This window comes from Streptomyces sp. CNQ085 (genome assembly GCF_022614595.1).
Lineage (GTDB): Bacteria > Actinomycetota > Actinomycetes > Streptomycetales > Streptomycetaceae > Streptomyces.
The window spans coordinates 57605-82601 of sequence record NZ_JAJFAU010000004.1 but is presented as its reverse complement, the minus strand read 5'-3'; the positions used below and the strand labels follow the sequence as shown (position 1 = coordinate 82601).

At 70.4% G+C, this 24997-nt stretch carries 20 protein-coding genes; 16 read left to right on the top strand and 4 right to left on the bottom strand.

All coding sequences use genetic code 11. From position 1 onward, the window contains the following. Positions 1-49: 49 nt before the first annotated feature. Positions 50-985 carry a ScbA/BarX family gamma-butyrolactone biosynthesis protein gene (locus LJ221_RS01950; RefSeq protein ID WP_241713153.1) on the bottom strand — a complete coding sequence of 312 codons (936 nt, stop codon included), beginning with the start codon at positions 983-985 and terminating at the stop codon, positions 50-52. 448 nt (positions 986-1433) lie between these two features. After that, positions 1434-2114, bottom strand: a complete 681-nt coding sequence (locus tag LJ221_RS01945; RefSeq protein WP_308314698.1) for a TetR/AcrR family transcriptional regulator — start codon at positions 2112-2114, stop codon at positions 1434-1436. 429 nt (positions 2115-2543) lie between these two features. Here LJ221_RS01945 and LJ221_RS01940 point away from each other — a divergent pair, with 429 nt between their 5' ends. From LJ221_RS01940 to LJ221_RS01895, 10 genes are all read left to right on the top strand, one after another. After that, positions 2544-3734: a transposase gene (locus LJ221_RS01940; protein ID WP_241713151.1), complete on the top strand. Its 1191-nt coding sequence runs from the start codon at positions 2544-2546 to the stop codon at positions 3732-3734. 117 nt (positions 3735-3851) lie between these two features. Then, positions 3852-4301, top strand: coding sequence for a helix-turn-helix domain-containing protein (locus LJ221_RS01935; RefSeq protein ID WP_241713149.1), 450 nt, complete (start codon positions 3852-3854; stop codon positions 4299-4301). 142 nt (positions 4302-4443) lie between these two features. Further along, positions 4444-5424, top strand: coding sequence for a DUF1702 family protein (locus LJ221_RS01930; RefSeq protein WP_241713147.1), 981 nt, complete (start codon positions 4444-4446; stop codon positions 5422-5424). A 93-nt stretch (positions 5425-5517) separates the two neighbouring features. Further along, positions 5518-6504 (top strand): DUF1702 family protein, encoded by a 987-nt coding sequence (locus tag LJ221_RS01925; RefSeq protein ID WP_241713145.1) that lies wholly within the window; start codon positions 5518-5520, stop codon positions 6502-6504. Positions 6505-6560: 56 nt separating this feature from the next. After that, a complete protein-coding gene (locus LJ221_RS01920) occupies positions 6561-8432 on the top strand; it encodes a CRTAC1 family protein (protein WP_241713158.1) in 1872 nt (623 codons plus the stop codon). A 4-nt stretch (positions 8433-8436) separates the two neighbouring features. After that, a complete protein-coding gene (locus LJ221_RS01915) occupies positions 8437-9507 on the top strand; it encodes an enediyne biosynthesis protein (RefSeq protein ID WP_241713142.1) in 1071 nt (356 codons plus the stop codon). Beyond that, positions 9504-15356, top strand: coding sequence for a type I polyketide synthase (locus LJ221_RS01910; protein WP_241713141.1), 5853 nt, complete (start codon positions 9504-9506; stop codon positions 15354-15356). Before LJ221_RS01915 ends, LJ221_RS01910 begins: the two co-directional genes overlap by 4 nt. A gap of 3 nt (positions 15357-15359) precedes the next feature. Further along, positions 15360-15821, top strand: a complete 462-nt coding sequence (locus tag LJ221_RS01905; RefSeq protein WP_241713140.1) for a thioesterase family protein — start codon at positions 15360-15362, stop codon at positions 15819-15821. Beyond that, on the top strand, positions 15818-16363 hold the full coding sequence (locus LJ221_RS01900; protein WP_241713139.1) for a flavin reductase family protein: 546 nt from the start codon (positions 15818-15820) through the stop codon (positions 16361-16363). Before LJ221_RS01905 ends, LJ221_RS01900 begins: the two co-directional genes overlap by 4 nt. After that, positions 16360-17706 carry a cytochrome P450 gene (locus tag LJ221_RS01895; RefSeq protein WP_241713138.1) on the top strand — a complete coding sequence of 449 codons (1347 nt, stop codon included), beginning with the start codon at positions 16360-16362 and terminating at the stop codon, positions 17704-17706. Before LJ221_RS01900 ends, LJ221_RS01895 begins: the two co-directional genes overlap by 4 nt. A 76-nt stretch (positions 17707-17782) precedes the next feature. On the opposite strand, the gene LJ221_RS01890 is transcribed toward LJ221_RS01895, so the two are convergent. Further along, a complete protein-coding gene (locus tag LJ221_RS01890; protein WP_241713137.1) occupies positions 17783-18556 on the bottom strand; it encodes a helix-turn-helix domain-containing protein in 774 nt (257 codons plus the stop codon). Between the two features lie 56 nt (positions 18557-18612). Next, positions 18613-19632: a ParB/RepB/Spo0J family partition protein gene (locus LJ221_RS01885; RefSeq protein WP_374228349.1), complete on the bottom strand. Its 1020-nt coding sequence runs from the start codon at positions 19630-19632 to the stop codon at positions 18613-18615. 334 nt (positions 19633-19966) lie between these two features. On the opposite strand from LJ221_RS01885, the gene LJ221_RS01880 reads away from it, so the two are divergent. The 6 genes from LJ221_RS01880 (at position 19967) to LJ221_RS01860 (ending at position 24980) form a co-directional block, all read left to right on the top strand. Beyond that, positions 19967-20515, top strand: a complete 549-nt coding sequence (locus tag LJ221_RS01880) for a DUF5987 family protein (RefSeq protein ID WP_241713135.1) — start codon at positions 19967-19969, stop codon at positions 20513-20515. After that, on the top strand, positions 20512-22167 hold the full coding sequence (locus tag LJ221_RS01875; protein WP_241713133.1) for an FAD-dependent oxidoreductase: 1656 nt from the start codon (positions 20512-20514) through the stop codon (positions 22165-22167). Before LJ221_RS01880 ends, LJ221_RS01875 begins: the two co-directional genes overlap by 4 nt. Before the next feature lie 101 nt (positions 22168-22268). Continuing rightward, a complete protein-coding gene (locus LJ221_RS01870) occupies positions 22269-23075 on the top strand; it encodes a TIGR03084 family metal-binding protein (protein ID WP_241713132.1) in 807 nt (268 codons plus the stop codon). Positions 23076-23142: 67 nt separating this feature from the next. Next, positions 23143-23877 (top strand): prephenate dehydrogenase/arogenate dehydrogenase family protein, encoded by a 735-nt coding sequence (locus LJ221_RS23855; protein WP_374228348.1) that lies wholly within the window; start codon positions 23143-23145, stop codon positions 23875-23877. Continuing rightward, complete coding sequence (locus LJ221_RS01865; protein ID WP_241713130.1) at positions 23801-24055, top strand: acyl carrier protein; 255 nt, start codon at positions 23801-23803, stop codon at positions 24053-24055. Before LJ221_RS23855 ends, LJ221_RS01865 begins: the two co-directional genes overlap by 77 nt. A gap of 52 nt (positions 24056-24107) precedes the next feature. Beyond that, on the top strand, positions 24108-24980 hold the full coding sequence (locus LJ221_RS01860; protein WP_241713128.1) for a phytanoyl-CoA dioxygenase family protein: 873 nt from the start codon (positions 24108-24110) through the stop codon (positions 24978-24980). The last annotated feature ends 17 nt before the right edge of the window (positions 24981-24997 follow it).

Sequence of the window (24997 nt, the reverse complement as noted above, 5' to 3'; positions counted from 1 at the left end):
GCGGACCGGTCCGCGCACCGGACCTCACCCGATAGCGATCGGGTGCCTGTCAGACGGTGGTCATCTCGGCGGTCGCGGTGAGGGCGATGCTGCCCCTTTGGATGGCGTTGACACGGACGGACCTGCAGCCGCTGGTTTCCCTGGGCCCGGTCTCGGCCTCGATCCAGCACGGTTCGTCGAACTCCACGTAGCGCCTGAAGGAGACATCCATCGCGGTCGGCACCGTCGCCCTGGTGGAGGGTTCCAGCGCGTGGGCGGCCTGACGCACGGCCTCGAGCAGGAGCATGCCGGGCACATGGTCGACGGGGTGGTAGAAGAGGACGGGGTGTGTGGTGTCGACACGCAGTTGCCAGCGCCAGTCCTCGGAGGTGGGGGAGAGGACCACGTCCTGGGGTCTGGTGCGCCCCGTCATCTCCTCCGCGACAGGAGGCACGGGGGCCGGGGCGCCGGCGAACACTCGGGCCGCATCACACCGGCCGGACCGGAGACGTTCGTACACGGGAGGGGAGTGCAGCCCGAAGACTATGGTGGCCACTGACAGCAGAGAGCCGTCGCGGACGGCCTCGATACGCATCGTCATCGAGGCGGCCGGAGGGCGGTGGTAGTGGATGCCGGTGCATGTGACGTACAACCCGATCTCGGCCGGTGTGTTCTCCGCGCGCAGTGCCTGCGGGTTGACCGCGTACTGCAGGCGGGACCAACTGACCTGGTGGCCGGAGGGGATCTCGTACGCGGAGTGGGCGAGCAGCAGACCGCTCTGCCGGAACGTCTCGCAGAGCAGCAGCGGGTCGTGCACGCCGTGCCCGGTGTCGTAGAAGCTGTGGATGCGTGGCCACCGGGCGGTGACCGTGAAGGCATCCTGCCCGACCTTGTCCCACTCTGTGAGGGAAACCTCGGAGAAGGCGGCTCTGTGTACGTACTTCTCGGCCACTGCGGTGGTCGGGGCAGGTCTCGCGGAAACGGAGCGTTCTTCGGCGGTAGGCATGCCTCTCCCCTGGGACGTGCGTACGTGGCGCCCCCGCGCTACCGGTTGTAGGGGCCAATCCGTAAAATAAGGGCGCTCGTTTTTTTTGTCGAGGGAGAGACCGGGGTCACCGGATGACCGAACCGAGACAGAAACGGGCGACGAAGACAGGAGAGGTGATTCTCCGCGTTGCGGCGGAAATCTCCGACGAGCGCGGATACAACGGTGCCGACATCGGCGAAATCACGGATAACACCGGGGTGGCCAAGGACGGAATGTGCTTCCACCGCAAGTCGGAGAAGCCGCTCGCCCGCGCCGTCATCACCTGTTTATCGGCAGTTCGTCCGGTTCTCCACCGAGATTCCCGTGCTGATGCGGTTGGTGGACCTGAGGTCCATATGGTCCGCGCGCCGCGGACGGATGCCGGCCTTTGGGCCGGACGGAGCAGCGCCGGAAGCCGCCTCGTCGTTCACTCCGACGAGGCGGTGTGTGCCGGACGCTGCGCCCCCACCAGAGTCCGGAGGGAGGCATCGGGAGCGCAGACGCCTTTCAGTGCCAGGTGCCATACCCGCTCCAGCCGGCCGACGGCGCTCTGGTGGCCGGTGCCCGTGCCGCATCGTTCGCGTGTGTAGACCTCGGCTCCGCTCGTCAGGTGCTCCACCAGCGTCGCGACGTCCGCCGGCAGCGCGTCCTCACAGATCTGGCCGGACCGGTGCGCCTCGTCCAGCAGTTCCCGCACGACCGGCAGCCAGCGGTCCGACCACGCCGAGGCGGTGGGCCGTTCCCGCATGAGACGGACGGCCGAACGCACAGCCACGTTCTCCTCCATCAGACGCGCGAGTTCGAGCGTGATCTCGATGGTGGCGCGCAGGGCCGGCACCTGCCTGCCGGTGACACGGTCCAGGACGGCCTGTGTGGCCATCCAGCCTTCTTCCTGGACGGCATCGGCCAGGTCGGCCTTGGTGGAGAAATGAAAGGTCAGCGCACCAACCGACATGCCTGCGGCCTTGCTGACCTGGGACAGAGAGGTACCGTCGTAACCACCGCGGTCGAACGCGTCTGCGGCGGCTTTGAGTACGACGGCGCGTGTCCGTAGGGCTCTCTGCTGCTTCACCATGCCGACTCCGGGTGAGCGCTCGCCGACAGCCACACGGGGGTCTCCTAACTGCAAGGCACCGCTCCGTTCTCCTGGTGGTCCACTTCCTATTTTAAGCGAACACCTTGCTCGGCTTAGGGACACCGGGCAATACCGACTTGCCCAAGGTGCAACGGATCCGCGGACCGGTCTTCCCTGCGTTCACCACGGTCACGTTCCCGTTGAGGAAACGCGGGAAGAAGTCTTCGTCATGTAGGGACGGCACGTGAGTGCGACGGCATACAACGTGCCCCGGGGAAGCTCCTCCCTCGCACCGTGAGGCCTCCACCCGGCCGCGAGCCGGACTCCCGGTCCGGCCCGCGGCGTGAGGCGTGAGTTGGCAAAGTCGCAGAACGTCTTTCCGGGGTCACAAAAAAAGAGAACGTTCGCTATTCTTTTGGCGCGCGCCAGCTTGCGGCCTGCCACAGGGAGGGAAGCCACGCCATGACCACGCCCGCCTTGACAAACCCTCTGGACTCGGTGTCCGCGTTCGCCGACAACATCTTCGAGTACTTGCCGCGGACCGATCAGCGCAGGTGGGCGCGGACCTACCTGTGGGGTCTGCTCACCACCCCGGGCAAGAAGTCGGTGCGGCGCCTCGCCTCCGTCTCGGGTTCGCCCACCGCGTTCCAGTCGCTGCATCAGTTCGTCAACGCCAGTCCGTGGGACTGGGCACCCGTCCGGGAAGAGCTGGTGCGCTGGGTCGAGCGCCGGGCGCGGACGCAGGCGTGGGTCGTGGATCTGGCGGTGCTGCGCAAGCGCGGGGAGCACTCATGCGGCGTGCATCGACGCTTCGTCCCCTCCACCGGACGCTCGGTCACATGCCAGGTGGGCGTCGGTGCCTTCCTGGCCACACCGAAGGAGTCCGTCCCCGTCGACTGGCGTCTGATGCTGCCCGGTTCCTGGAGCAAGGATCCGCAGCGCCGTAAACGCGCCCGCATCCCGGACGACATCCACGGTGGGTCGGCCGAGCGCCACGTCCTGGATCTGCTCGATGCCCTGACCTCGGTCAGCCGCGCGGCTCCCGTACCGGTCGTGGCGGACCTGTCAGCCTCTCCCGGCGCAGCCGATCTGGTGCGCGGGCTCGCTCTGCGCGACTGTCGTTTCGCCGTCGCCGTGCCGGACAACTTCAAGATCGTGCTCGGCCGCCACCTGAAGGTCCAGCGGCGCAACGGCCCCGGTGATCACGGTCTGGCGCTCTCCGCACGCAGCATCTTCCAATTCGACACCGGCGGGTTGTTCCAGTTGGAGAAGGTGCCCTCCGACTCCGGGCACAAGCGCGGCACGACCGTCATGTCCAGCCTCGTGCACCTGCCTACGGCACTCATGGACGACTCCCAGCCGCCACGCACCTACCAGTTGTTCGCGGTACGCTCCGCAGGGGACCGCCGCCCCCCCAAACTGTGGCTCACCAGCCTCACACACTCCAGGGTCGAGGAGAGACTCGCGCTGGTGCGGACACTGCGGCGGACGTCCGAGTCGGTTCGGCGCATGGAGGACTTCGGCCTGCTCGACTTCGAGGGACGCTCCTACCCCGGCTGGCATCATCACATGACCCTTGTGTCGGCGGCATACGCCTACAGCCGGCTCCACGGACCGGAGACGCCGGGGCGGTCGCTGCCGACCGCCGCCTGACCGGGCCGCGCCTGTCGAAGGAGCCGGGCCGGCCCGGCGCACAGCGATCCTGGAAGCTCTCGTTCCTCGTGCTCGTCTCCGCAGGCACCCCTGGAACTGATCATTTAGGGTAAGCGAATGCTCAGAACCACGTACGAGGGGCAGAACTGCAATCTGGCTCGAACCCTGGAGGTGGTCGGCGAGCGCTGGACGCTTCTGATCGTCCGCTCGGCACTGCTGGGCGTCAAGCGCTTCGACACGTTTCTGGAGCACCTGGACATCGCCCGGAACGTCCTGGCCAAACGCCTCGCCCGGCTCGTCGAGTACGGGGTCATGGAGCGGGTCCCCTACCAGGACAGGCCCATCCGGTACGAGTACCGGCTGACCCCCGCGGGACGCGACCTGACCAGGGCGGTCGTCGCGCTGATGCAGTGGGGCGACCGGAACCTGCCCCCGGATTTCGGTTCGCAGCGCAGGGTTGATCATCTCGGCTGCGACGGCACCGTCCACGTCGAGCTGAGGTGCTCCGAGTGCGGCCGCCGGGTGTACGACGAGGAGGTGGAGGTGCGACGCCCGTGTCGGGGCTGAACATGCTCACCCGTTCCTGAACACCGGCCGATCCGGCTCGAACACGCCCTCCTGCGCACTCCCGAAGATGCCCGGCGCGCCCCCGGCGCACCACGATGGGCCCTCCGCCACAGGCGGAGCGATCCGTGACAGGAGGGCGATCGTGGCATCCGTGCTGGGAGCGATGCGCAGACTGGTGATGGCTCCGTCCTTGGGGGAGGTGAGCTTCGCGGGCCGGGGGTTCCCGGTGGAGGCCACCGAGAGGACCCGACAACTGGAGGCCGTTCCGCAGGCGGTCGTCTGCGGCTTCGAGTGGGGTATCGGGGACCGCGACCTGGCCGACACCGAACGCCGCCTGTCCATGGTCGAGCCCGGAGTGAGAGGGTTCGCCTACGAGGGCGCCACGATGGCCTGTGTCATCCGCGACGCGATGGGTCCGGGCGGCCACCGGACCCGGGATCTGATGAGGGGCGGCGGCAGGCCGCACGTCTTCCTCAACTACATCGGTATCGGCTTCGCCATGGCACGTCTGCCGCGGCCGCTGTGGCGGAAGGCCGTGCCCGCGCTGACCGGACCCGAGTACTACCCGGCGATGAGCTGGCTGGCTGTGGACGGATACGGCTTCGACCGAGCCTACTTCGACACCAGCCGCTGGGTCGACGCGCAGTGGACGCCCCGGGCCTATCCCTGGGAAGGCGACCGCGGCTACTTCCCGCGCGCGGTCGACCAGGGCATCGGCCGGGCCCTGTGGTTCATCCACGGCGGACACGCCGACCGTGTCCGCGCCGCCGTAAGCGCGTTCGCCGACCGCCGCCGGGCGGACCTGTGGAGCGGTGTCGCACTGGCCGCCACCTACGCGGGCGGGAGCACCTCCGCGAGCCTCGCCGCGCTGCGCGACGCGGCCGGGGAGGCCCGCGGGCACGTGGGCCAGGGGGCCGTGTTCGCCGCGAAGGCACGCCATCATGCCGGTCATGTGCCCGAGCACACCCATACCGCCACCCGGGTGTTCGCGGACCTCGACGTCGAGGCGGCCGCCCGGCTGGCCGACGACTGCGCGGCACCCCGGTCCGGGGCGGGCGGGATACCGGAGTACGAGCTCTGGCGCCGGCACGTGCGCGGACGACTGGCCTGCGCCATGGTTTGAGCAACTACGGAGTAGACGCCCGTCCACCCTCCCTGGATAGATTCGAAATAACCCGTCATTTAAGGGATATTCCACGAGGGGCGGTTTACTGAGTTGTCCACGATCTTCGGTGCGCTGAGGCGCCGCATTCTCACTCCTTCCGTTTCCGAGACGACGCTGGAAAAGCGCGGATTCCATCGGAAGAACCGTCAGGCGCAAGAGCAGCTGGAGAGGGTCGGCCGAACCTTCCTGGAGGGATACGGCTACGCGGTACAGGCGCGGTCCGTGGCCGAGGCGGAGGAGATGCTGGAATCCGTCCCCCGCGCCTACCGCGGGTTCGCCTACGAGGGCGCCGGCATGGGAGCCGCCGTGCACGACGCGCTGCCGGGGCACAGCGGGAGGCTGGAGGGTCTTCTCGCCGGCGGGGGAGGCCGCCACATCTACATGGTCTACGTCGGCGTCGGCTGGGCCATGGCCCGCCTGCCGAGGTTCCTGTGGCCCGCCGTGGAGCGCACCGATCCGCTGCTGCGATGGCTGATCCTGGACGGCTACGGATTCCACCAGGCGTACTTCCGTACCGATTCCTACGTCCGCACCCCGCATGTGCGGCACTCCTTCAGATGGGCGGGCGGTCCGGACGACTACTCGGCCAAGGTGATCGACCAGGGTATCGGCCGGGCCCTGTGGTTCGTCGGCGGCACCGACCCCGACATCGTCACCGACCTGATCGCCTCCTACCCCGAGGACCGCCGCGGTGACCTGTACGCCGGCGCGGGGCTGGCCGCCACCTACGCCGGCGCGGCCGACGAGGAGGAGCTGCTCCGGTTCGCCGAACGGGCCGGGGAGCACCGCCTCCAACTGGCCCAGGGCGCCGCCTTCGCCGCCGAGGCCCGCGACAGGGCGGGCACCACGATCGCGCACACCCACCTGGCCACCCGTGTGCTGTGCGGCACGACACCCGAGCGGGCGGCGCGGGTGTGTGTCGACCGCAGGCCCGCGCATAGCGGCCACGACGGTGTCCCCTCCTACGAGACATGGCGCCGGGACATCGCCGCCGAGATCGCTTCTACATCGATTCCCCGGAAAGGTGCCGACCTGTGAAAGAAGCAACCGGATGGCTGCGCAAGAATTTGGCGGGAGTCGCCGCCCTCGCGCTTATGGCAGGCACGTTCTACGCGGTGCGTATCCCCGAGACATCCGCTGCCGAAACCGCGGAAATCGCGGACAGATTCTCCTTCGAACCGATGACGGTCGCCATGCCGGCCGGGTTCGAGAAGAAGACGATACGCAAGGTCAATAAAGCGTACGAGCACATCGACGCCTGGATCTCCTCGGTCGGTGCGGGCATCGCCATGAACGACGTGGACGGTGACGGGCTGGCCAACGACCTGTGCATCACCGACCCGCGCACCGACCAGGTCGTCGTGACACCCTCGCCCAACCGGGAAGTCGCCTACCGGCCCTTCGCCCTCGACCCTGCCCCGCTACCGGTCGACAAGACGATGGCGCCGATGGGGTGCGTGCCCGGCGACTTCAACGAGGACGGCGCCACCGATCTGCTCGTGTACTACTGGGGCCGCACTCCCATCGTCTTCCTCGCCGAGGACGAGGACGAGGACGAGGGCGGGGACGGCAAGGGCAAGAGCCTCGCGCCCGGCTCCTTCCGCCCCACCGAGCTCCTGCCCGGCAAAGAAGGCCCCCGGTACACCGGCCCGCTGTGGAACTCCAACGCCGCCGCCGTCGCCGACTTCGACGGCGACGGCCACGACGACATCTTCATCGGCAACTACTTCCCCGACAGTCCCGTCCTGGACCCGTCCAAGGACGGCGACGTCGTGATGAACGACTCGCTCTCCCACGCCCAGAACGGCGGCGGCGGCCACTTCTTCCGGTGGACCGAGCACGGCTACGAGAAGACCGACGGCTCCCTGCCACAGAGCATCAGCCACGGGTGGACGCTCGGTGTGTCCGCCGCCGACCTCGACGGCGACCGGCTGCCGGAGCTGTACCTGGCCCACGACTTCGGCACCTCCGCCCTGCTGCACAACACCTCCCGCCCCGGCCGCATCGAGTTCGCCCAGGTCAAGTCCGTCCATTCGGGCACCGTGCCCAAGTCCAAGGAGATCGGCCGCAGTTCCTTCAAGGGCATGGGCGTCGACTTCGGCGACCTGGACAACGACGGCCTGTACGACATGTTCGTCAGCAACATCACCACCTCGTTCGGCATCCAGGAGTCCAACTTCGCCTTCATCGGCACGGCCGGCAGCAGAGCCGAGGTGCGAGCCCGTCTGGAGGACGGCGAGGCGCCCTTCGAGGACCGGAGCACCGACCTCGGTCTCGCATGGTCCGGCTGGGGCTGGGACGTGAAGACGGCCGACTTCGACAACGACGGTGTACTGGAGATCGCCCAAGCCCTTGGCTTCGTCAAGGGCAAGAACAACCGCTGGCCGCAACTGCAGGAGCTGGCCACCGCCAACGACGCGCTGATCTCCAACCCCACCTGGTGGCCGAACGTCCAAGAGGGCGACGACCTCGCCGGAAGCCAGACCATGCGCCTGTTCGCCAAGGGCGAGGACGGCAGGTACACCGACCTGTCTCCCGCGCTCGGCCTCGCCGTCCCCGTCCCCAGCCGGGGCATCGCCACCGGCGATGTCGACGGCGACGGGCGCCTCGACCTCGCGGTCGCCCACCAGTGGGGCGATCCCGGCTTCTACCACAACGTCGGCGAGGACGCCGGCGCCTACCTCGGGCTCCGGCTCACCCGCCCCTCCGGCTCGCCCGCGGTCGGCGCGGAGGTCCGCGTCACCCTGCCCGGCGGGACCGAACGCGTCAGTCGCGTCGACGGCGGCGGCGGCCACTCCGGCAAGCGCAGCTCCGAGGTGCACATCGGCCTCGGCCACGACGTCCGGGGCCCGGTCGATGTCCGGCTGACCTGGCGGGACCGCACGGGCGACGTACACGAGCAGCGGCTGCGTCTGTCCCCCGGCCGCCACAGCATCCAGCTCGGAACCCAGGCCAAGGAGCAGTGACCCCATGTCCGCACAGCAGAAGGCGCCGGCCGCTCCGCGCCACAATCCGAAGGTCGTCACGGCCCTGCGCCGGTTCGCGATCTCGATCTCCGTGCTCAACATATTCGGCTACACCGTCCTGGGCTTCGAGCAGCCGTGGACCTGGCCGTTCATCGCCCTGGCCGCCGCCTACACGGTGGAGATCGTCCTAGAGGCGATCGGTGCCCGCTCCGAGGGCCGGGCGCCCCGGTTCCGTGGCAACGGCCCCCGCGGGCTGATGGAGTTCCTCTACCCGGCCCACATCACCGCCCTGGCGGTGAACATGCTCACCTACGTCAACGACCAGGTATGGGTCATGGTGTTCGGCGTCATTGTCGCCGTGGGCACCAAGTGGGTGCTGCGCGCGCCGGTACGCGGCCGGATGCGGCACTTCATGAACCCGTCGAACTTCGGCATCGCCGTCATCCTGCTGCTCTTCCCCTGGGGAGGCATCGCCCCGCCCTACCACTTCACCGAGTACCTCGACGGCGGCTTCGACTGGCTCGTCCCGGCCGTCATCATCGTCCTGGGCACGATGCTCAACGCCAAGCTCACCGAGCGCATGTGGCTGATCCTCGCCTGGGTGGGCGGCTACGTCCTGCAGGCCGTCGTCCGAGGCCTGCTGTTCGACACCTCCATCCCCGCGGCCCTGGCGATGACGACCGGCGTGGCGTTCGTGCTCTTCACCAACTACATGATCACCGATCCGGGGACCACCCCGTCCTCCAAATGGGGCCAGATCGCTTTCGGCGGCGGCGTCGCGGCCGCGTACGGCGTGCTCACCGCGCTCAGCGTCGCCTACGGCATCTTCTTCGCCACCGCCCTGGTCTGCCTGGTCCGCGGCGCCCACCTGTGGACGGTCGACATCCTGGAGCGCGGGCGTGCCCAGGAGCGCGAGCACAAGGACCCCGCGGCACCGGACCAGATCGGCGCCGGAGAACTGTCCCCCGAACGATTCGCCGCCGGGGAGTGCGCCGGCGGCTGCGCAGGCGAGTGCGTCTGCCCGGCCGAGCCCGCCGCGAAGTCCGCTCCGCAGAAGGTCGGGGTGGCGGCATGACCAGGATCGCCATCGTCGGCATGGCCTGCCGCTATCCCGACGCCGCCGGCCCCCGCGAGCTGTGGGACAACGCCGTCGCCGGGCGCCGGGCCTTTCGTCGGCTGCCCGAGGTGCGCATGCGCCTGGAAGACTACTGGGACGCCGATCCCGCCGCCCCCGACCGCTTCTACGCGCGCAACGCGGCGGTCCTGGAGGGGTACGAGTTCGACCGGGTCGCCCACCGGATCGCGGGCAGCACCTACCGCTCGACCGACCTCACCCACTGGCTCGCCCTGGACACCGCAGGACGAGCCCTGGCCGACGCCGGGTTCACCGGCGGCCAGGGGCTGCCTCGCGAGCGTACCGGTGTCGTGGTCGGCAACACCCTCACCGGCGAGTTCGCCCGGGCCAACGTGATGCGGCTGCGCTGGCCGTACGTGCGCCGCGTCATGGCCGAGGCGCTCAGGGGCCAGCAGGACTGGGACGACGACCGGGTCTCGGAGTTCCTGGCCGGTGTGGAGACCGCCTACAAGGAACCCTTCCCGGCCGTCGACGAGGACACGCTGGCCGGGGGGCTGGCCAACACCATCGCCGGCCGGGTCTGCAACCACTTCGACCTGGGCGGCGGCGGTTACACCGTGGACGGCGCGTGCTCCTCCTCGCTGCTGTCGGTCACCACGGCCGGCACCTCGCTACTGAGCGGTGACATCGATGTCGCCGTCGCGGGCGGGGTGGACCTGTCGATCGACCCGTTCGAGATCATCGGTTTCGCCAAGACCGGAGCCCTGGCCAAGGGCGAGATGCGTCTGTACGACCGCGGCTCCAACGGATTCTGGCCCGGTGAGGGCTGCGGCATGGTCGTGCTGATGCGGGAGGAGGACGCCCTGGCGGGCAACCACCGCATCTACGCGACGATCGCCGGCTGGGGCGTGTCCTCCGACGGCCAGGGCGGCATCACCCGCCCCGAGGTGAGCGGCTACCGGCTCGCCCTGCGCAGGGCGTACGAGCGGGCCGGGTTCGGCATCGACACCGTGCCGCTGTTCGAGGGCCACGGCACCGGCACCGCGGTCGGCGACCGTACCGAGCTGTCCGCGCTGATGAGTGCCCGGGCCGCGGTCAACCCCGAGGTCCCGGTCGCGGCCATCACCTCCATCAAGGGCATGATCGGCCACACCAAGGCAGCGGCCGGCATCGCCGGTCTGATCAAGTCGGCGATGGCCGTCGACAACCAGGTCCTGCCCCCGGCCATCGGCTGTGTCGAGCCGCACGAGCTGCTCACCGGCGAGCAGGCCAACCTGCGGGCCCTGCGCACGGCCGAGGCCTGGCCGCAGGGCACGCCGCGGCGCGCGGCCATCACCGCCATGGGATTCGGCGGGATCAACACCCACGTCGTGCTGGACGAACCCGCCGCCCGTCGGCGTACGGCGCCCGACCGACGCTCCGTCACGCTGGCGCGCTCCGCGCAGGACTGCGAACTGCTGTTGCTGGAGGGCGACTCGCCCGCGGCCCTGAGCGCCCGGATCGCCGAGGTCGCCGACTTCGTGGCCGAGGTCTCCTACGCCCAGGTCGCCGACCTGGCCGCCACGCTCCAGAACCGGCTGCGGGGCCTGCCGTACCGCGCCGCGGTCGTGACCTCCTCCCCGGAGGACGCCGAGCGCCGGCTGCGGAGCCTGGCCGACATCCTGGACGGTGGCGAGCACACGCACTTCTCCCCGGACGGCCGCGGCTTCCTGGGGCACGCCACCGGCCGCGGCCGGATCGGTTTCCTCTTTCCCGGGCAGGGCTCGGGCAGGGGCACCGGCGGCGGCGCGCTGCGCCGCCGCTTCCCCGAGGCGGCGGAGGTCTACGACATGGCCGACCTGCCCGCCACCGGCGACATGGTCGCCACCGACGTGGCCCAGCCGCGTATCGCCACCGGCTCGGCGGCCGGGCTGCGTGTCCTGGACACCCTGCGGGTGGAGGCGACCGTCGCCCTGGGCCACAGCCTGGGCGAGCTGTCCGCCCTGCACTGGGCCGGCGCGCTGGACGAGGAGACCCTGCTGGAGGCGGCCCGGGTCCGCGGCCGCGCGATGGCCGAGCACAGCGCCTCGGGCACCATGGCCTCGCTGGTGGCCGGTCCGCAGGAGGCCGAGCGGCTCACCGAGGGGCTGCCCGTCGTCGTCGCCGGGTACAACGGCCCCGAGCAGACCGTCGTGGCCGGACCGGTGGAAGCGGTCGAGGAGGTGGCCGGCCGCGCCGCCGCGGCGGGGGTCGGCTGCACCCGGCTCGCGGTTTCCCACGCCTTCCACTCCCCGCTGGTGGCGCCGGCCGCGGGCTCCTTCGGCGACTGGCTCGCCGGCGCCCGCCTCGGCGAGGTGGGTGCCCGGGTGGTCTCCACCGTCACCGGCGGGGAGCTGGCACGCGACACGGACCTGGCTGGCCTGCTGCGGCGGCAGATCACCGACCCCGTGCTGTTCACCCAGGCTGTCACCGCGGCCGCCCAGGACGTCGACCTGTTCGTCGAGGTCGGTCCGGGACGGGTGCTGAGCTCACTGGCGACGGCGGCCACCGGCGTCCCGTCCGTCGCGCTGGACACCGACGACGAGTCGCTGCGCGGACTGCTGGGTGCGGTCGGCGCCGCCTACGTCGTCGGCGCGCCCGTCGCCGGTGAGCGGCTCTTCCAGGACCGGCTGGTCCGGCCGCTGGAGGTGGGACAGGAGTTCAGCTTCCTGGCCAACCCCTGCGAACAGGCGCCGCGAGTGGATCTGCCCGCCCGACAGCCGGTCCGGGCCGAGGACACAACCGCTGCGGCCACCGACGGGACTGCCGAGGCCGCCGCCGCGACCGTGACCGTGACCGTGACCGCGGAGCATGCGGACACGGGCGGCGCGCCGGCCCTCGAGGTGCTGCGCGGTCTCGTCGCCGAGCGGGCCGAGCTGCCCGCCGACCTCGTCGCCGACGACAGCAGGCTTCTGGACGACCTGCACATGAGTTCCATCACGGTCGGCCAGATCGTCAACCAGGCCGCCTCCCGCCTGGGCATCGAGGCGGCCCGGGTACCGACCAACTTCGCCACCGCGACACTCGCCGAACTCGCTGAGGCGCTGCAGACGCTGGCCGCCACCAGCGGCCAGGACGGCGGTGGTGAGGCGGCGGCCGTCGTCGGCGCCGCCTCGTGGGCGCGCCCGTTCGCCGTGGACCTGGACGAGGTGCCGCTGCCCCGGGCCGCCGGCCCCGGGTCCGACGGGGCCTGGAAGCTGTTCGCGCCGAAGGACCATCCGGTGGCCGGGGAGCTGCGCGAGGCCCTCCAGCGCGCCGGAGTCGGTCCGGGGGTGCTGGTGTGCCTGCCCGCGAAGTGCTCCCCGGAACAGATCGAGCGGGCGCTCGCCGGAGCGAAGGAATCCCTGGCCGGTGAGCGCGACCGGCGCTTCGTCCTGGTACAGGACGGCCGGGGTGCGGCCGGACTCGCGAAGACGCTCCACCAGGAGGCACCGCAGCTGCGCACGACAGTCGTCCACACCGCCATGGAGGACGGTGCGGTCGGGCGTGTCGTGGCCGAGGTGGCCGCGACCAACCGGTTCTCCGAGGTCCACTACGGCGTGGACGGGGTGCGCCGCGTACCGACGCTGCGGGCCCTGCCCGTCCAGGCGGAGCGCTCCGACACCCCGCTCGGTGCCTCGGACGTTCTTCTGGTGACCGGTGGAGGCAAGGGCATCTCCGCCGAGTGCGCTCTGTCGCTCGCGCTGGACAGCGGTGCGCGGCTGGCCGTGCTCGGCCGCTCCGACCCCGCCTCGGACCGGGAGCTGGCCGACAACCTGGGGCGGATGGCCGACAACGGCGTGACCGTGCGCTACGCGCGCGCCGATGTCACCGAACCGGACCAGGTCCGCGCCGCCGTCACCGAACTGGAGCGGGAGCTGGGCCCGGTCACAGGCCTGCTGCACGGTGCCGGGCGCAACGAGCCGGGGCCGCTGCACACACTGGAGCCGGCCGACTTCCGCCGTACCTTCGCGCCCAAGGTGGACGGTCTGCGGACCGTGCTGGAGGCAGTCGGTCCGGGCAACCTGAAGCTGCTGGTCACCTTCGGCAGCATCATCGGCCGCGCCGGCCTGCGGGGCGAGGCCCACTACGCCACCGCCAATGAGTGGCTGGCCGACCTCACCGAGGAAGTCGCCCGTGCCCACCCGCGGCTCCGCGCCCGCTGCGTGGAGTGGTCGGTGTGGTCCGGGGTCGGCATGGGCGAGAAGCTCTCGGTCGTCGAGTCGCTCGCCCGTGAGGGCATCACACCCGTCTCCCCGGACCAGGGCGTGGAGATCCTGCGGCGGCTGGTCTGCGACCCGGACGCGCCCGTGGTGACGGTCGTCAGCGGCCGTACCGAGGGCATCGAGACGGTCCGGCGCGACCTGCCGCCCCTGCCGCTGCTGCGGTTCACCGGCAACCCCCTGATCCGCTACCACGGGGTGGAACTGGTCACCGAGGTCGAGCTGAACGCGGGTACCGACCCCTACCTCGCCGATCACCTGCTGGACGGCAACCTCCTCATGCCCGCCGTCATGGGCATGGAGGCCATGGTCCAGGTCGCGGCCGCGGCCACCGGGTGGACCGGTACGCCGGTGATCGAGGACGCCCGCTTCCTGCGGCCCATCGTGGTTCCGCCGAACGGCAGCGCCACGATCCGCGTCGCCGCGGCCGTCACCGGCGCCGATACCGTCGATGTCGCCGTCCACGCCCAGGACACCGGTTTCGCGGCGGAGCACTTCCGCGCCCGGTTGGTCTACTCCGGCGCCGCCGTACCGGACGGCCCGCCCCTGCAGACCGCCCCGGGCACTTCGCAGGTCCCGCTGGACCCGGCGGCCGACCTGTACGGCAGCATCCTCTTCCAGGGGGAGCGCTTCCAGCGGCTGCGCCGCTTCCACCGGGCCGCGGCGCGCCATGTGGACGCGACCGTGGAGGTACGGGGGCCGCAGGGCTGGTTCGCCGGTTTCCTCCCGGGCGAGCTGCTGCTGGCCGATCCCGGCATGCGCGACGCGCTGATGCACGGCAACCAGGTGTGCGTTCCCGACGCCACCTTGCTGCCCTCGGGCGTCGAGCGCATCCACCCGCTCGGCGCCGGCCCGAACGTCCCGCAGGAACTGCGCTACTGCGCGGTCGAGCGCAGCCGTGACGGTGACACCTATGTGTACGACATCGCGGTCCGGGACACCGACGGCACCGTCGTCGAGCGGTGGGAGGGCCTGACCCTCCACGCGGTGCGCAAGAACGACGGTTCCGGGCCCTGGGCCGCACCTCTGCTGGGGCCCTACCTGGAGCGGAGGCTGGAGGATGTACTCGGAGTCCGCGTCGCGGTCGCCGTCGAGCCGCACGGCGACGCCCCGGCCGGGTCCGTGGCCGAACGCCGCGCGTTCACCTCGGCCGCGGCCTCCCGGGCCCTGGAGGGCCCCGTGACCGTACGTCACCGGCCGGACGGACGACCGGAGATCGACGAGGGCCGGTACCTGTCGGCCGCACACGGCCCGGGGATCACCCTCAGCACGGTGGCGGACACGGAGGTCGCCTGCGACGTCGAGGCCGTGCGCATGCGCCCGGCGGAGGAGTGGGAAGGCCTGCTCGGCGAGCACGCGGCCGTGGCGGAACTGGTCGCCAAGGAGACCGGTGAGGCGCCCGACACCGCCGCCACCCGGGTGTGGAGCGCCGTCGAGTGCCTGCGGAAGGCCGGGGTCATGGCCGGCGCCCCGCTGACAGTGCTGCCCCCGGACAAGGACGCCTGGGTGCTCCTCACCGCGGGCGGACTGCGGATCGCGACCTTCGTAACCGCTCTCAGGGAGAGTCTGGAACCCGTCGTCTTCGCATTCCTCACGCACGAACCGGAACTCACCGAAGGGCGGTCATAGGCCATGTCGGACGACTACTTCGAGTACCGGCACACGGTCGGGTTCGAGGAAACCAACCTTGTCGGAAATGTCTACTACGTCAACTACCTGCGGTGGCAGGGACGCTGCCGCGAGCTGTTCCTCAAGCAGAAGGCCCCCGACGTCCTCGCCGATGTCCAGGAGGACCTGAAGCTGTTCACGCTGAAGGTGGACTGCGAGTTCTTCGCCGAGATCACCGCCTTCGACGAACTCTCCGTCCGTATGCGGCTGTCGGAACTGGGCGGGACGCAACTGGAGTTCACCTTCGACTACGTCAAGGTGACCGAGGACGGCACCGAGACGCTGGTTGCCCGGGGCAGGCAGCGGATCGCGTGCATGCGCGGACCGAACACCGCCACCGTCCCCTCACCCATACCCGACGCGCTGGCCCGGGCACTGGAGCCGTACACGGCCCGGGCCCGGGTGCTGGCGGGGAGGACGGCATGAGCTCACCCGCCGTATCGCCGCCGGAGCGCTCCCGGGCCGGGGATCCGGCACGGCTGAGACGAACCTTCGGGGCGTTCGCCACCGGCGTGACCGTGGTCACGGTCGGTGGTGACGCCCCGCGGGGCATGACGGCCAACTCCTTCACCTCCGTCTCGCTCGCTCCCCCGCTGGTCCTGGTCTGCGTCGGCAAGGACGCGGTCATGCACCGCACCCTCGCCCACTCACGGACCTTCTCGGTCTCGGTACTCGGCGCCGGCCAGGAGGACGTGGCCCGGCACTTCGCCGACCGGTCCCGGCCGATGGGCGCCGGCCAGTTCGAGGCGTTCGGCCGTCTGGAGGGTCTGGCCTGCGACGCTCCTCTCGTTCCGGGGGCCGCGGCGTACTTCGAGTGCGAGAAGTGGCGGGAGTACGACGGCGGTGACCACACCATCTACCTGGGGGAGGTACTCCGTGAGGAGGACCTCCCCGACCGGGGTGCGCTGCTGTTCCACCGCGGGTGCCTGCGCGGTCTGGCCACGCGGGCGCCCGAGGCGGCGGCATGAGTGTCTACCCGCCCGGGCCGCCGGCGGCGGCCCTGCCCGGGCTGCTGAGGAAGTTCGCCGTGGACCGGCTGGCGATGGTGCGGGACGCGGCCGCGCTGGGCGACGCCGTACGGGTGGTGATGGGTCCCAGGAAGCTGTACGTCTTCAACCGCCCGGAGCACGCCAAGCACGTGCTGGCCGACAACGCGGCCAACTACCGCAAGGGCATCGGCCTGGTGCAGGCCCGGAGCGTCCTGGGCGACGGACTGCTCACCAGCGAGGGTGACCTGTGGCGCGCCCAGCGCAGTAACGTGCAGCCCGCCTTCAGACCGGCCCGCATCACCGCCCAGGCCGAGGCCGTGGCCCAGGAGGCGGCCGGGCTCGTCGCATCGCTGAGGGCCCGGGGGAAGGAGGGGCCGGTCGATGTCCTGGAGGAGGTCACCGGTCTCACCCTCGGGGTCCTGGGCCGCACCCTGCTCGACACCGACCTGCACGCTTACGACTCCATCGCGCACGCCTTCGAGGCCGTGCAGGATCAGGCGATGTTCGACATGGCCACCCAGGACCTGGTGCCCTCGTGGCTGCCGCTGCCAGTCCAGCGGCGCTTCCGCCGGGCCCGCGGGGAACTGGTCCGGATCGTCGACACGCTGGTGGCCGACCGCTCCTCGCGCATGGACGACGAGGACGGCGCCGACGACGCGCTGGCACGGATGATCCTCGCCGCGCGCCGTCACACCGACCCCCGCGCGGGCCGCCGGCTGCTGCGGGAGGAGTTGGTCACTCTGCTGCTGGCCGGGCACGAGACGACGGCGAGCACCCTGGGCTGGGTCTTCCACCTGCTGGCGGTGCACCCGCACGCCCGGGACCTGGTGCGCGAGGAGGCCGGGAGCGTCCTGGGCGGCCGCGCACCCGGGGCGGACGATCTGCGGAGGCTGACGTACACCACTCAGGTGGTGCAGGAAGCCATGCGGCTGTATCCGCCGGTGTGGGTCCTGCCCCGGGTCGCACGGCGCGGCGACGAGGTCGGCGGGTACACGGTGTCGGCGGGGGCTGATGTGCTGGTGTGTCCCTATACGCTCCACCGTCACCCGGAGTTCTGGGAGGAGCCGGAGCGGTTCGACCCCGGGCGGTTCGATCCGTCGCGAAGCGCCAGCCGGCCCCGGTACGCGTACATCCCCTTCGGCGCGGGTCCCCGGTTCTGCGTCGGCAGCAGCCTGGGGATGATGGAGGCCGTCTTCGTCACGGCGCTGGTCACCCGTGACCTCGACCTGTCCGTCGTGCGGGGGCACACGGCGGTCGCGGAGCCGATGCTTTCCCTGCGGATGCGCGGAGGGCTGCCGATGACGGTCAGGGGCGCGCGGTGACGGGACGCGGGCGCACGCGGAAGGCCGGCCGCGGGGTTTCCCCCGGTCGGCCTTCCGTCCTCCGGCGGTGGAGATGTCAGCCCGCCACCGCCCGCAGTGCGCTCGTGCGCATGTCGAGAAGGGCCATCAGCACCGGCGGGTCCTGGATGTCCAGCGGGCGCAGGACGATGTCGGCCGGCATCAGCAGCGTGTCGGCGTGCACGGTGACCGGACCGTACCGCCCGACGGAGACGACGGCCTTGCGATCGGCGCCCGAGGACAGGTGCTCGTGACCGTACGGAACGGAGTGCACGAGGACATGCCAGGAGCCGGCGGGGATGTCCGCCAGCTCGAAGGCCCCGGGGCGCTCCAGGACGGTGCAGCGCACCGGTCGGCCCTGGGGTGCCGGGGTGGGGAAGAGGCCGACGAAACAATACCCCGGGGAGCGGTCCTCCGGGAGCCACACCCGGCCGCGCAGTACGGCACGTGTGGAGTCCTGCGCGGTGGTCGTCCTTCCCTCCCGAAGCTCGGGTGCGAACCCGTCCGTCGCCCGGAACATGCTCGGGGAGACACCCACACAGGACTTGAAACGCGAACTGAAGGTACCGACGCTGCTGTATCCGACCTGACTGCTGATGTCGGCCACACTGAGATCGGTTTCCAGCAGCAGGCGCTTGGCCTCCTGCAGACGCAGGGCGGAGAGGAAACGACCGGGGGATATGCCTGTTACATCCCTGAAAACGCGAGTGAAGTGGAACTTGCTGAACATCGCCGTACGTGCCATCTCGTCGATGGTCAGCTCCTGGCCGAGGTTGGCATGCATGTCGTCGATAACCCGGCGAACGGCGTGCTCGATAGCGGTGGTGGGCACCGTTTCCCCCTGTTGTTGAGTGAGACGTCTTCTCGGCTTTTCGAAAGTGCACGCGGCTATGAGGATGAGGCTCTTCCGGTCAGCCGCCCGGACAGTTCGTCGGCGAACCTTTTCCAGCTTCCGGAGCACTGGAGGGCCAGTTCCGCGACGGTGGCGGAGCAGTGAGGCGGAACGGCGTCCGCGTACTGCCGCCAGGAGTCGTCCACCACGAAGTGTGCGTGGAGCCAGCGCAGCAGGTGACGGCCGGACTCGGTGTGGCGGAGAGACGGATCGCGGGCGAGTTTGTGCAGCGTCTCCACCGCGAGACGGGCCCGGCCGGCCCGGACCGGGAAGTCGCCGCCGGGCATGTCCTGCTCGCGCAGGAGGCGTATCGTGCCCTCTACGGTGGTGTCCTCCTCATCGGCGGCCGGTTCCGGCGAGGTCTTCCCGCGTGGCTGCCTACGGCCGACGGGAACGGGCGACTCTCCTCTCAGCAGCCGCTGCCGTACATCGTGCGCGGTCCCCAAAGAGAGTCCCGTCTCCTTGACGATGGCCCGCAGCGGAAGGTCCGGACGGCTGGTCATGAGCCGCGCGGCGTGTATCCGCTCGGCTGTGCGGTCCAGGGGGTAGGTCTTTCCGTCGGAACCGACGCGGTTGTTCGACCGAGGAGAATCCCCGGCTGAACGCCTGCGTGCGGCGGCCACGGTCTTTGCGTCCAAACCGACGCAGGCGGCGACGGCACGGTCCGACAGGTCCGGATGGGTGCCGAAGATCCGGAGGGCGGCCGCCTTGCGGTCCGCGACCGACAGCGGCAGCCCGTGGGAGACGTTGGCCGTGACCGCCCGCAGGAAAACATCCTCCTCCGCTCCGTCGAAATACCGGACTTCGACGAACTCCGCCCCTTTCAGGATCGCCGCCGCTACCCGGTGCATTCCGTCTACTACCCGCATCGTCGTGCGGTGGACAAGGACGGGCGGAAGGCTTGCGTACACTTCGGCAAGTCGGTGGACATGAGTCTCGTCGACACCGTTCAGACGTGGTGAGTCGGCTGGGAGTAGCTCCCCGATCCGCACCCTGTGTGTGAATTCGTGCGGCAGAGACGGGGTTCTGTCGACGCTTTCCAACTCTCCCCCAAGATGAGAACGAATTGCCCTTCGGCATGTCGGAACGCTTCGCGGTAAACCGTGGCCGCGAACAGCAAACGCGCCCGAAGAGACCGTACTGGCCGACTGTTTTGTTCGCCTGGGCAGCGGAACGACGCTTCGACTTCGGCTAGTTGCTTCAAGAGACTCGGCGTTCTCCCGAAAGGGGACAGGCAGTTGCCCGAAAAGACTCAGCAGCTCTAACGTCTCCCTGACACCAGCAATCAGTCCCCACTCACCGACGGAGGTCGAGTTGCAGCGGGATGGATCGAATGCGCCGACGAAAAACGTGGCGGACGACGTGTCGCTCACCCTTGAGGCCTACGCGGACACGATCGTCCCGGGAGAGAAGCGATGGCCTGGAGACCGGGCCGTGGCCGGCGTCGTCACAGGCGGTGGAGCGGTGGCGGCCGGAGCCCTGGAGCTGCTGCGATGGGACGCCACCGGCATCAGCGCCAGTTTGGACGACTTGGCGCAGCTCGTCAACGGGCACGCCGAGGCCTACGCCGAGGAGACCGGCATGCGGCTCGCCCCGGACGTACCCGCCTTCGTGGCGCTGGAATACGAGCACCGCGCGGAGGTGGTCGCACGACTGACCCGTCCCGGCCACCCGGAGAAGGAGTTCTGGGTACTGCTGTCGCTCTTCTGCAACATGGCTTTCGACTCGGCCGCGCACCTGCACACCGCCGACGCGCTGCGGGACGGCCACCCGGGGCTGGAGGCCATGGGCATCACCAGCCCCGACGCGGACGGCCTGTGGCGCTTCCGTGACTTCGGGTACGGACGCGAGCTCGCACGACCGCACCCCGCCACCACACCCTCAGGGAGCCCAGCATGAGCGAGACGACCGAGCGGACCGATGTTCTGGTGATCGGCAGTGGATTCGGCGGCGCTGTCGCCGCATACCACCTGGCCGCCGGTGGCGCCAAGGTGACCGTGCTGGAACGCGGCCCGTGGCTGGAGAGCGAGGATTTCGAGCACGACTACAAACTCGGCTCCTCCTACACACGCGTCTTCGACTTCGTCGTCGGCGACGGGATGAGCGTGCTGGGCGGCAACTGCGTCGGCGGCGGCAGCGTCGTGTACTTCGCGGCCATGCCGCGGGCTCCGCGCTTCGTCTTCGAGCGCAAGGGCGCCATCGGTCGTCGGATGTGGCCCAAGTCCGTCAGCCGCGACACCCTGGAACCGTGGTACGACCGGGTCGAGGAGTCCCTGTCGGTCAGCAGACAGGGCTGGGAGGACGTCTCGTACGCGGGAGGGCTGTGGGCGGCCGCCTGTCATCGCGCCGGCCGCACCGCCAATCCGCTCGCCGTCGCGATCGACAACTCCAAGTGCGTCAACTGCAACTTCATGATGGCCGGGTGCCGCTTCGAGGCGAAACACTCCCTCACCTCCAACTACCTGCCGGCTGCCATCGCCCACGGAGCCGAGATCCGCCCCCTGCACGAGGTGCAGTACCTGGAGCGGACCACCGAGGGCGGTTATCGGATTCATTACAACATCGTCCACGACGAGGACTACCGCCTGCGGAACGGGTCCGGCACGATCGAGGCGAAGATCGTGGTGATGGCCGCCGGCGCCGCCGCGACCCCCGTCATCCTCCAGCGCAGTGAGGCGCACCTGGGCAGGATGCCGCACGCGGTGGGACGCTACTTCTCCGGCAACGGCGAGCGCCTCAACACCGCGATCCTCAACGAGGACAAGGTCGCCGAACTGCTGGGACTGTCCCGCGGCGAGGGGGAGCTGCCCTACGGCGCCAACGCGATCGGCAGGGGTCCGACCGTGGCCAGCTGGGACAGGCTCGACGGCTCGCTGCCGGAGTACTCCCGCTACTCCCTGGAACAGCTGTACTTCCCGCCGGGCCTGGGGACGATCCTCGCCCAGGCGCCGGGTGCCACCGGCCCCGCCTGGTTCGGCAGGGAGAAGAGGGAGATCCTGAGGAACTGGAAGTCCTGGCTCACCATCTTCTCCATGACCGAGGACGACAACGAGGGCGTCTTCGGTCCGCCGCCCGCGACCGGCAACGCGCACCGCATCTCGCAGCAGATGCTCGGCCGCGGCAGCCTGACGTACCGGCCGACGGACAATACCTGGCACGGCTGGCGGCAGTCCGACGCCGAGGTGAAGGAGATCCTGGAGAAGGACGGCCTGGCCAGGGTGATGCCGTGGACCAACGACCTGGTCGGCGCCTACACCGTGCACCCGCTGGCGTCATGCCGTATGGGGGACGACCAGCACACCTCCGCCCTCGACGACACCAACGAACTGCGCGGCCACCCCGGCATCTTCGTCACCGACGGCTCCGCCGTTCCCGGCGCGCTCACCGTCAACCCGGCGATGACCATCGCGGCGGTCGCCGAGCGCGCGATGCCCGGCATCGTGGCGGCCGCCCAGCGCAGGGGCGTAGCGGTCTCCTACGGTGCCCCGACTCCCAACGGCCGGCGAGGCGGCCGTGAGAACTCGCTGCCCCTGCTCCCCGCGTCCGCCTGACCTCTCGCCGGCGCGATCACACACAACCGGCCGGCAACGTCGAGGAACTCGACGGCTCCGGTGAATTGCTTGACGAAATCGACTCAGGGAGATGACAGACCGTGGACACCCCGAACGACGTGCTGAAGGCTCTGGCCACCGACATCGACGAGGTCGAGACGCTCCTGCGGGGCCTCGACGACGCCGACTGGAGGAAACCCACCCCCGCGCCCGGCTGGAACATCGCCGACCAGGTCGCCCACCTGACGTTCATCTTCCGGCTGGCCAGGACGGCGGCTGCCGACCCGGACGCTTTCAAGGACATCACAGCCCAGGCCGCGGAGAACTTCGACGGGGCCGTCAACGCCGCCCTCCGGCAGTTCAACGGCCACCCGCCGGCCGAACTCCTCGCCCGCTTCCGTACCGAGGGCGACGCCTCCGTCGAGGCACTGGCGGCCGTACCGGAGGACACGGTGGTGCCCTGGCTGGTCAACCCGCTGCCGCCGGCCGTGCTCGCCTCGGCCGGGATCATGGAACTCTTCGGCCACGGACAGGACATCGCCGACGCTCTCGGTGTACACCGCGAACCCACCGACCGGCTCCGCCACCTGGCCCGGTTCGCCTTCCTGACCCGCGACTTCGGCTACCTGGCCCGGGGCCTGACGCCTCCTGGGGAGGCGTTCCGCTTCGAACTCACCTCTCCCTCCGGCGAACTGCTCGTCTCCGGCCCGGAGGACGCCCGCCAGAAGATCACCGGCTCCGTCCACGACTTCTGTCTCCTGGTGACCCGCCGACGTCACCGCGACGACCTGGCTCTGACCGCCGTCGGCGAGGAGGCCGACCGCTGGCTGGACATCGCCCAGGCATACCGCGGCCCCGCCGGTGAAGGCCGTGCCCCCGGGCAGTTCGCGGACCGGGGCCGCGACTGACCGGACTGCCAGGACGCGCCCCGGGGACCACAGTCCGTCCCCGTCCGCCAGAAGCCCGGGAGAGGCCATGACCGGCACGCGTGTCCGTAACACCACGGTGATCGGCTGCGGTCCCGCCGGCACCTCCGTAGCCCTCGCCCTGGCCGGGGTCGGGGTCCGTGTCCTGCTCGCGGACCCCGACCCCGAAGCGTTGCGGCGGGCCGTCCGCGCAGGTGCCGGAACCCCGCTCACACCGAACACCCCGCCCGCCGACGCCGTCGTCATCGCGACCTGGCCGTCCGCGGCCGCCCAGGTGTTGTACACGGCACAGCTCCTCGGCCTGGGCAGCGCCTACACCGATGTGGCCGACGGTCCCGGGGCCGGGGCCCCGGTCCATGAGGAGGCACTGCTGCGCGGCTGCGACCTGAACGGTTACGTCCCCGGTCGTCTCCTGGCCGAGGACGGGGTGCGGACTCAGCGGGGTGCGGATTCAGCGGGGCCCGGCGTGCTCACCGGCCGGCCGTGGATCCTGACCCCCTGGCACACCACCCCGCCAGACGCCGTGGACACCGTGCGCGCGCTCGTCACACTCTGCGGGGCGCTCCTGCTGGAGCCGGGCCCGGTCCGGCCCGGGGAGGTCACCGCCCTGCCGGCGGCCCGCAATCCAGGAGATGCCCTGCCCACAACCGGGTGTGAAGCTGCCATCACGTGCCCGGTGGGACTCGACCGGAGAGGAAGGACCGCACATGAGCGCGGATGTGACGACGGTGACGGCGAAGCTGGAGAGGATCTGGGCGGAGACACTCGGGGTGCTTCCCGGTGATCTCAAGGACACCACGTTCTTCGAGGCGGGGGGCGAGTCCATATCCGCCACCCGCCTGGTGTCGCGCATCGAGGACGAGCTCGGCGTACAGATCGAGGTCGGCGACATCTTCGAGGAGGACCCGGACCTGGACGCCCTCGGCCGCCTCGTCACGGCCGGCGGCTCCCACAAGGGCTGAGCCGCCGCGGTCGGCACGGGCTCGACGACGGCGCGGAGGAAGGTGAGGTGCTATGAAGGGGTTGCAGCGGTTCGGTCCCGGGGCGGGCCTCGACGAGGTCGTGGAAGCCCTCGAGCGGGACGGGGCGGTGGTCATCGAGGACCTCGCCGAGGCCGCCACAGTGGAGGGGCTGTGGGAGGATCTGGGGCCCTGTCTGGAAGCCCGCGACTACAGCGGTGACTGGTACAACGGCAAGCGTACCCGGCGGGTCTCCTCGCTCTTCGCCCGCACCACCGGGCTCACCCCGGTGGTGACGCATCCCCTGTACCTCGGCGCCGCGCGCCGGATCATGCAGAAACCGGTCCATGTCTGGATCGGCCGGTCCCGGACCGAACTGACACCGACCATCCAGATCAGCGGCACCCAGGCCATTCAGATACACAAGGGGCAGGGCAGGCAGCCCCTGCACCGTGACGACGCGCTGCACCTGCGCCGCCATCCCGGTCCGACCAGCCGGGTGCAGCTGATGCTGGCCATGAGCGACTTCACCGCGGACAACGGCGGCACCATGGTCATCCCGGGCAGCCACCACTGGGACGACGAGCGGGCCCCGCTCGCCGAGGAGGCCGTCCCCACCGAGATGAGGGCCGGTTCGGCCCTCATCTGGCTCGGCGGGGTCTACCACGGCGGCGGCGGCAACACCACCGACGCCCCGCGCACGGGACTGACCATCGCCCTGGACCTGGGCAACCTCCGCCAGGAGGAGAACCAGTACCTCGCGGTGCCCAGAGAGGCCGTGCTCGCCTACCCGGAGGAGGTGCGGCGGCTGCTCGGCTACGACCGCTGCCCGCCGGGCCTGGGCTGGTACGAGATGGAGGACCCCTACACCGTCCTGGAGGGCGACGGTCCGGCGCCCCACCGGGCCGCTCCCGGCAGCCATCGGTAGAGCCCGCCGAGCGATAC

Bases quoted from the DNA above. Each gene is read 5' to 3' on its own strand.
- LJ221_RS01950 (WP_241713153.1), bottom strand. From the start codon at position 985: ATGCCTACCGCCGAAGAACGCTCCGTTTCCGCGAGACCTGCCCCGACC.
- LJ221_RS01940 (WP_241713151.1), top strand. From the start codon at position 2,544: ATGACCACGCCCGCCTTGACAAACCCTCTGGACTCGGTGTCCGCGTTC.
- LJ221_RS01935 (WP_241713149.1), top strand. From the start codon at position 3,852: ATGCTCAGAACCACGTACGAGGGGCAGAACTGCAATCTGGCTCGAACC.
- LJ221_RS01920 (WP_241713158.1), top strand. From the start codon at position 6,561: ATGGCAGGCACGTTCTACGCGGTGCGTATCCCCGAGACATCCGCTGCC.
- LJ221_RS01915 (WP_241713142.1), top strand. From the start codon at position 8,437: ATGTCCGCACAGCAGAAGGCGCCGGCCGCTCCGCGCCACAATCCGAAG.
- LJ221_RS01910 (WP_241713141.1), top strand. From the start codon at position 9,504: ATGACCAGGATCGCCATCGTCGGCATGGCCTGCCGCTATCCCGACGCC.
- LJ221_RS01905 (WP_241713140.1), top strand. From the start codon at position 15,360: ATGTCGGACGACTACTTCGAGTACCGGCACACGGTCGGGTTCGAGGAA.
- LJ221_RS01900 (WP_241713139.1), top strand. From the start codon at position 15,818: ATGAGCTCACCCGCCGTATCGCCGCCGGAGCGCTCCCGGGCCGGGGAT.
- LJ221_RS01895 (WP_241713138.1), top strand. From the start codon at position 16,360: ATGAGTGTCTACCCGCCCGGGCCGCCGGCGGCGGCCCTGCCCGGGCTG.
- LJ221_RS01875 (WP_241713133.1), top strand. From the start codon at position 20,512: ATGAGCGAGACGACCGAGCGGACCGATGTTCTGGTGATCGGCAGTGGA.
- LJ221_RS23855 (WP_374228348.1), top strand. From the start codon at position 23,143: ATGACCGGCACGCGTGTCCGTAACACCACGGTGATCGGCTGCGGTCCC.
- LJ221_RS01865 (WP_241713130.1), top strand. From the start codon at position 23,801: ATGAGCGCGGATGTGACGACGGTGACGGCGAAGCTGGAGAGGATCTGG.
- LJ221_RS01860 (WP_241713128.1), top strand. From the start codon at position 24,108: ATGAAGGGGTTGCAGCGGTTCGGTCCCGGGGCGGGCCTCGACGAGGTC.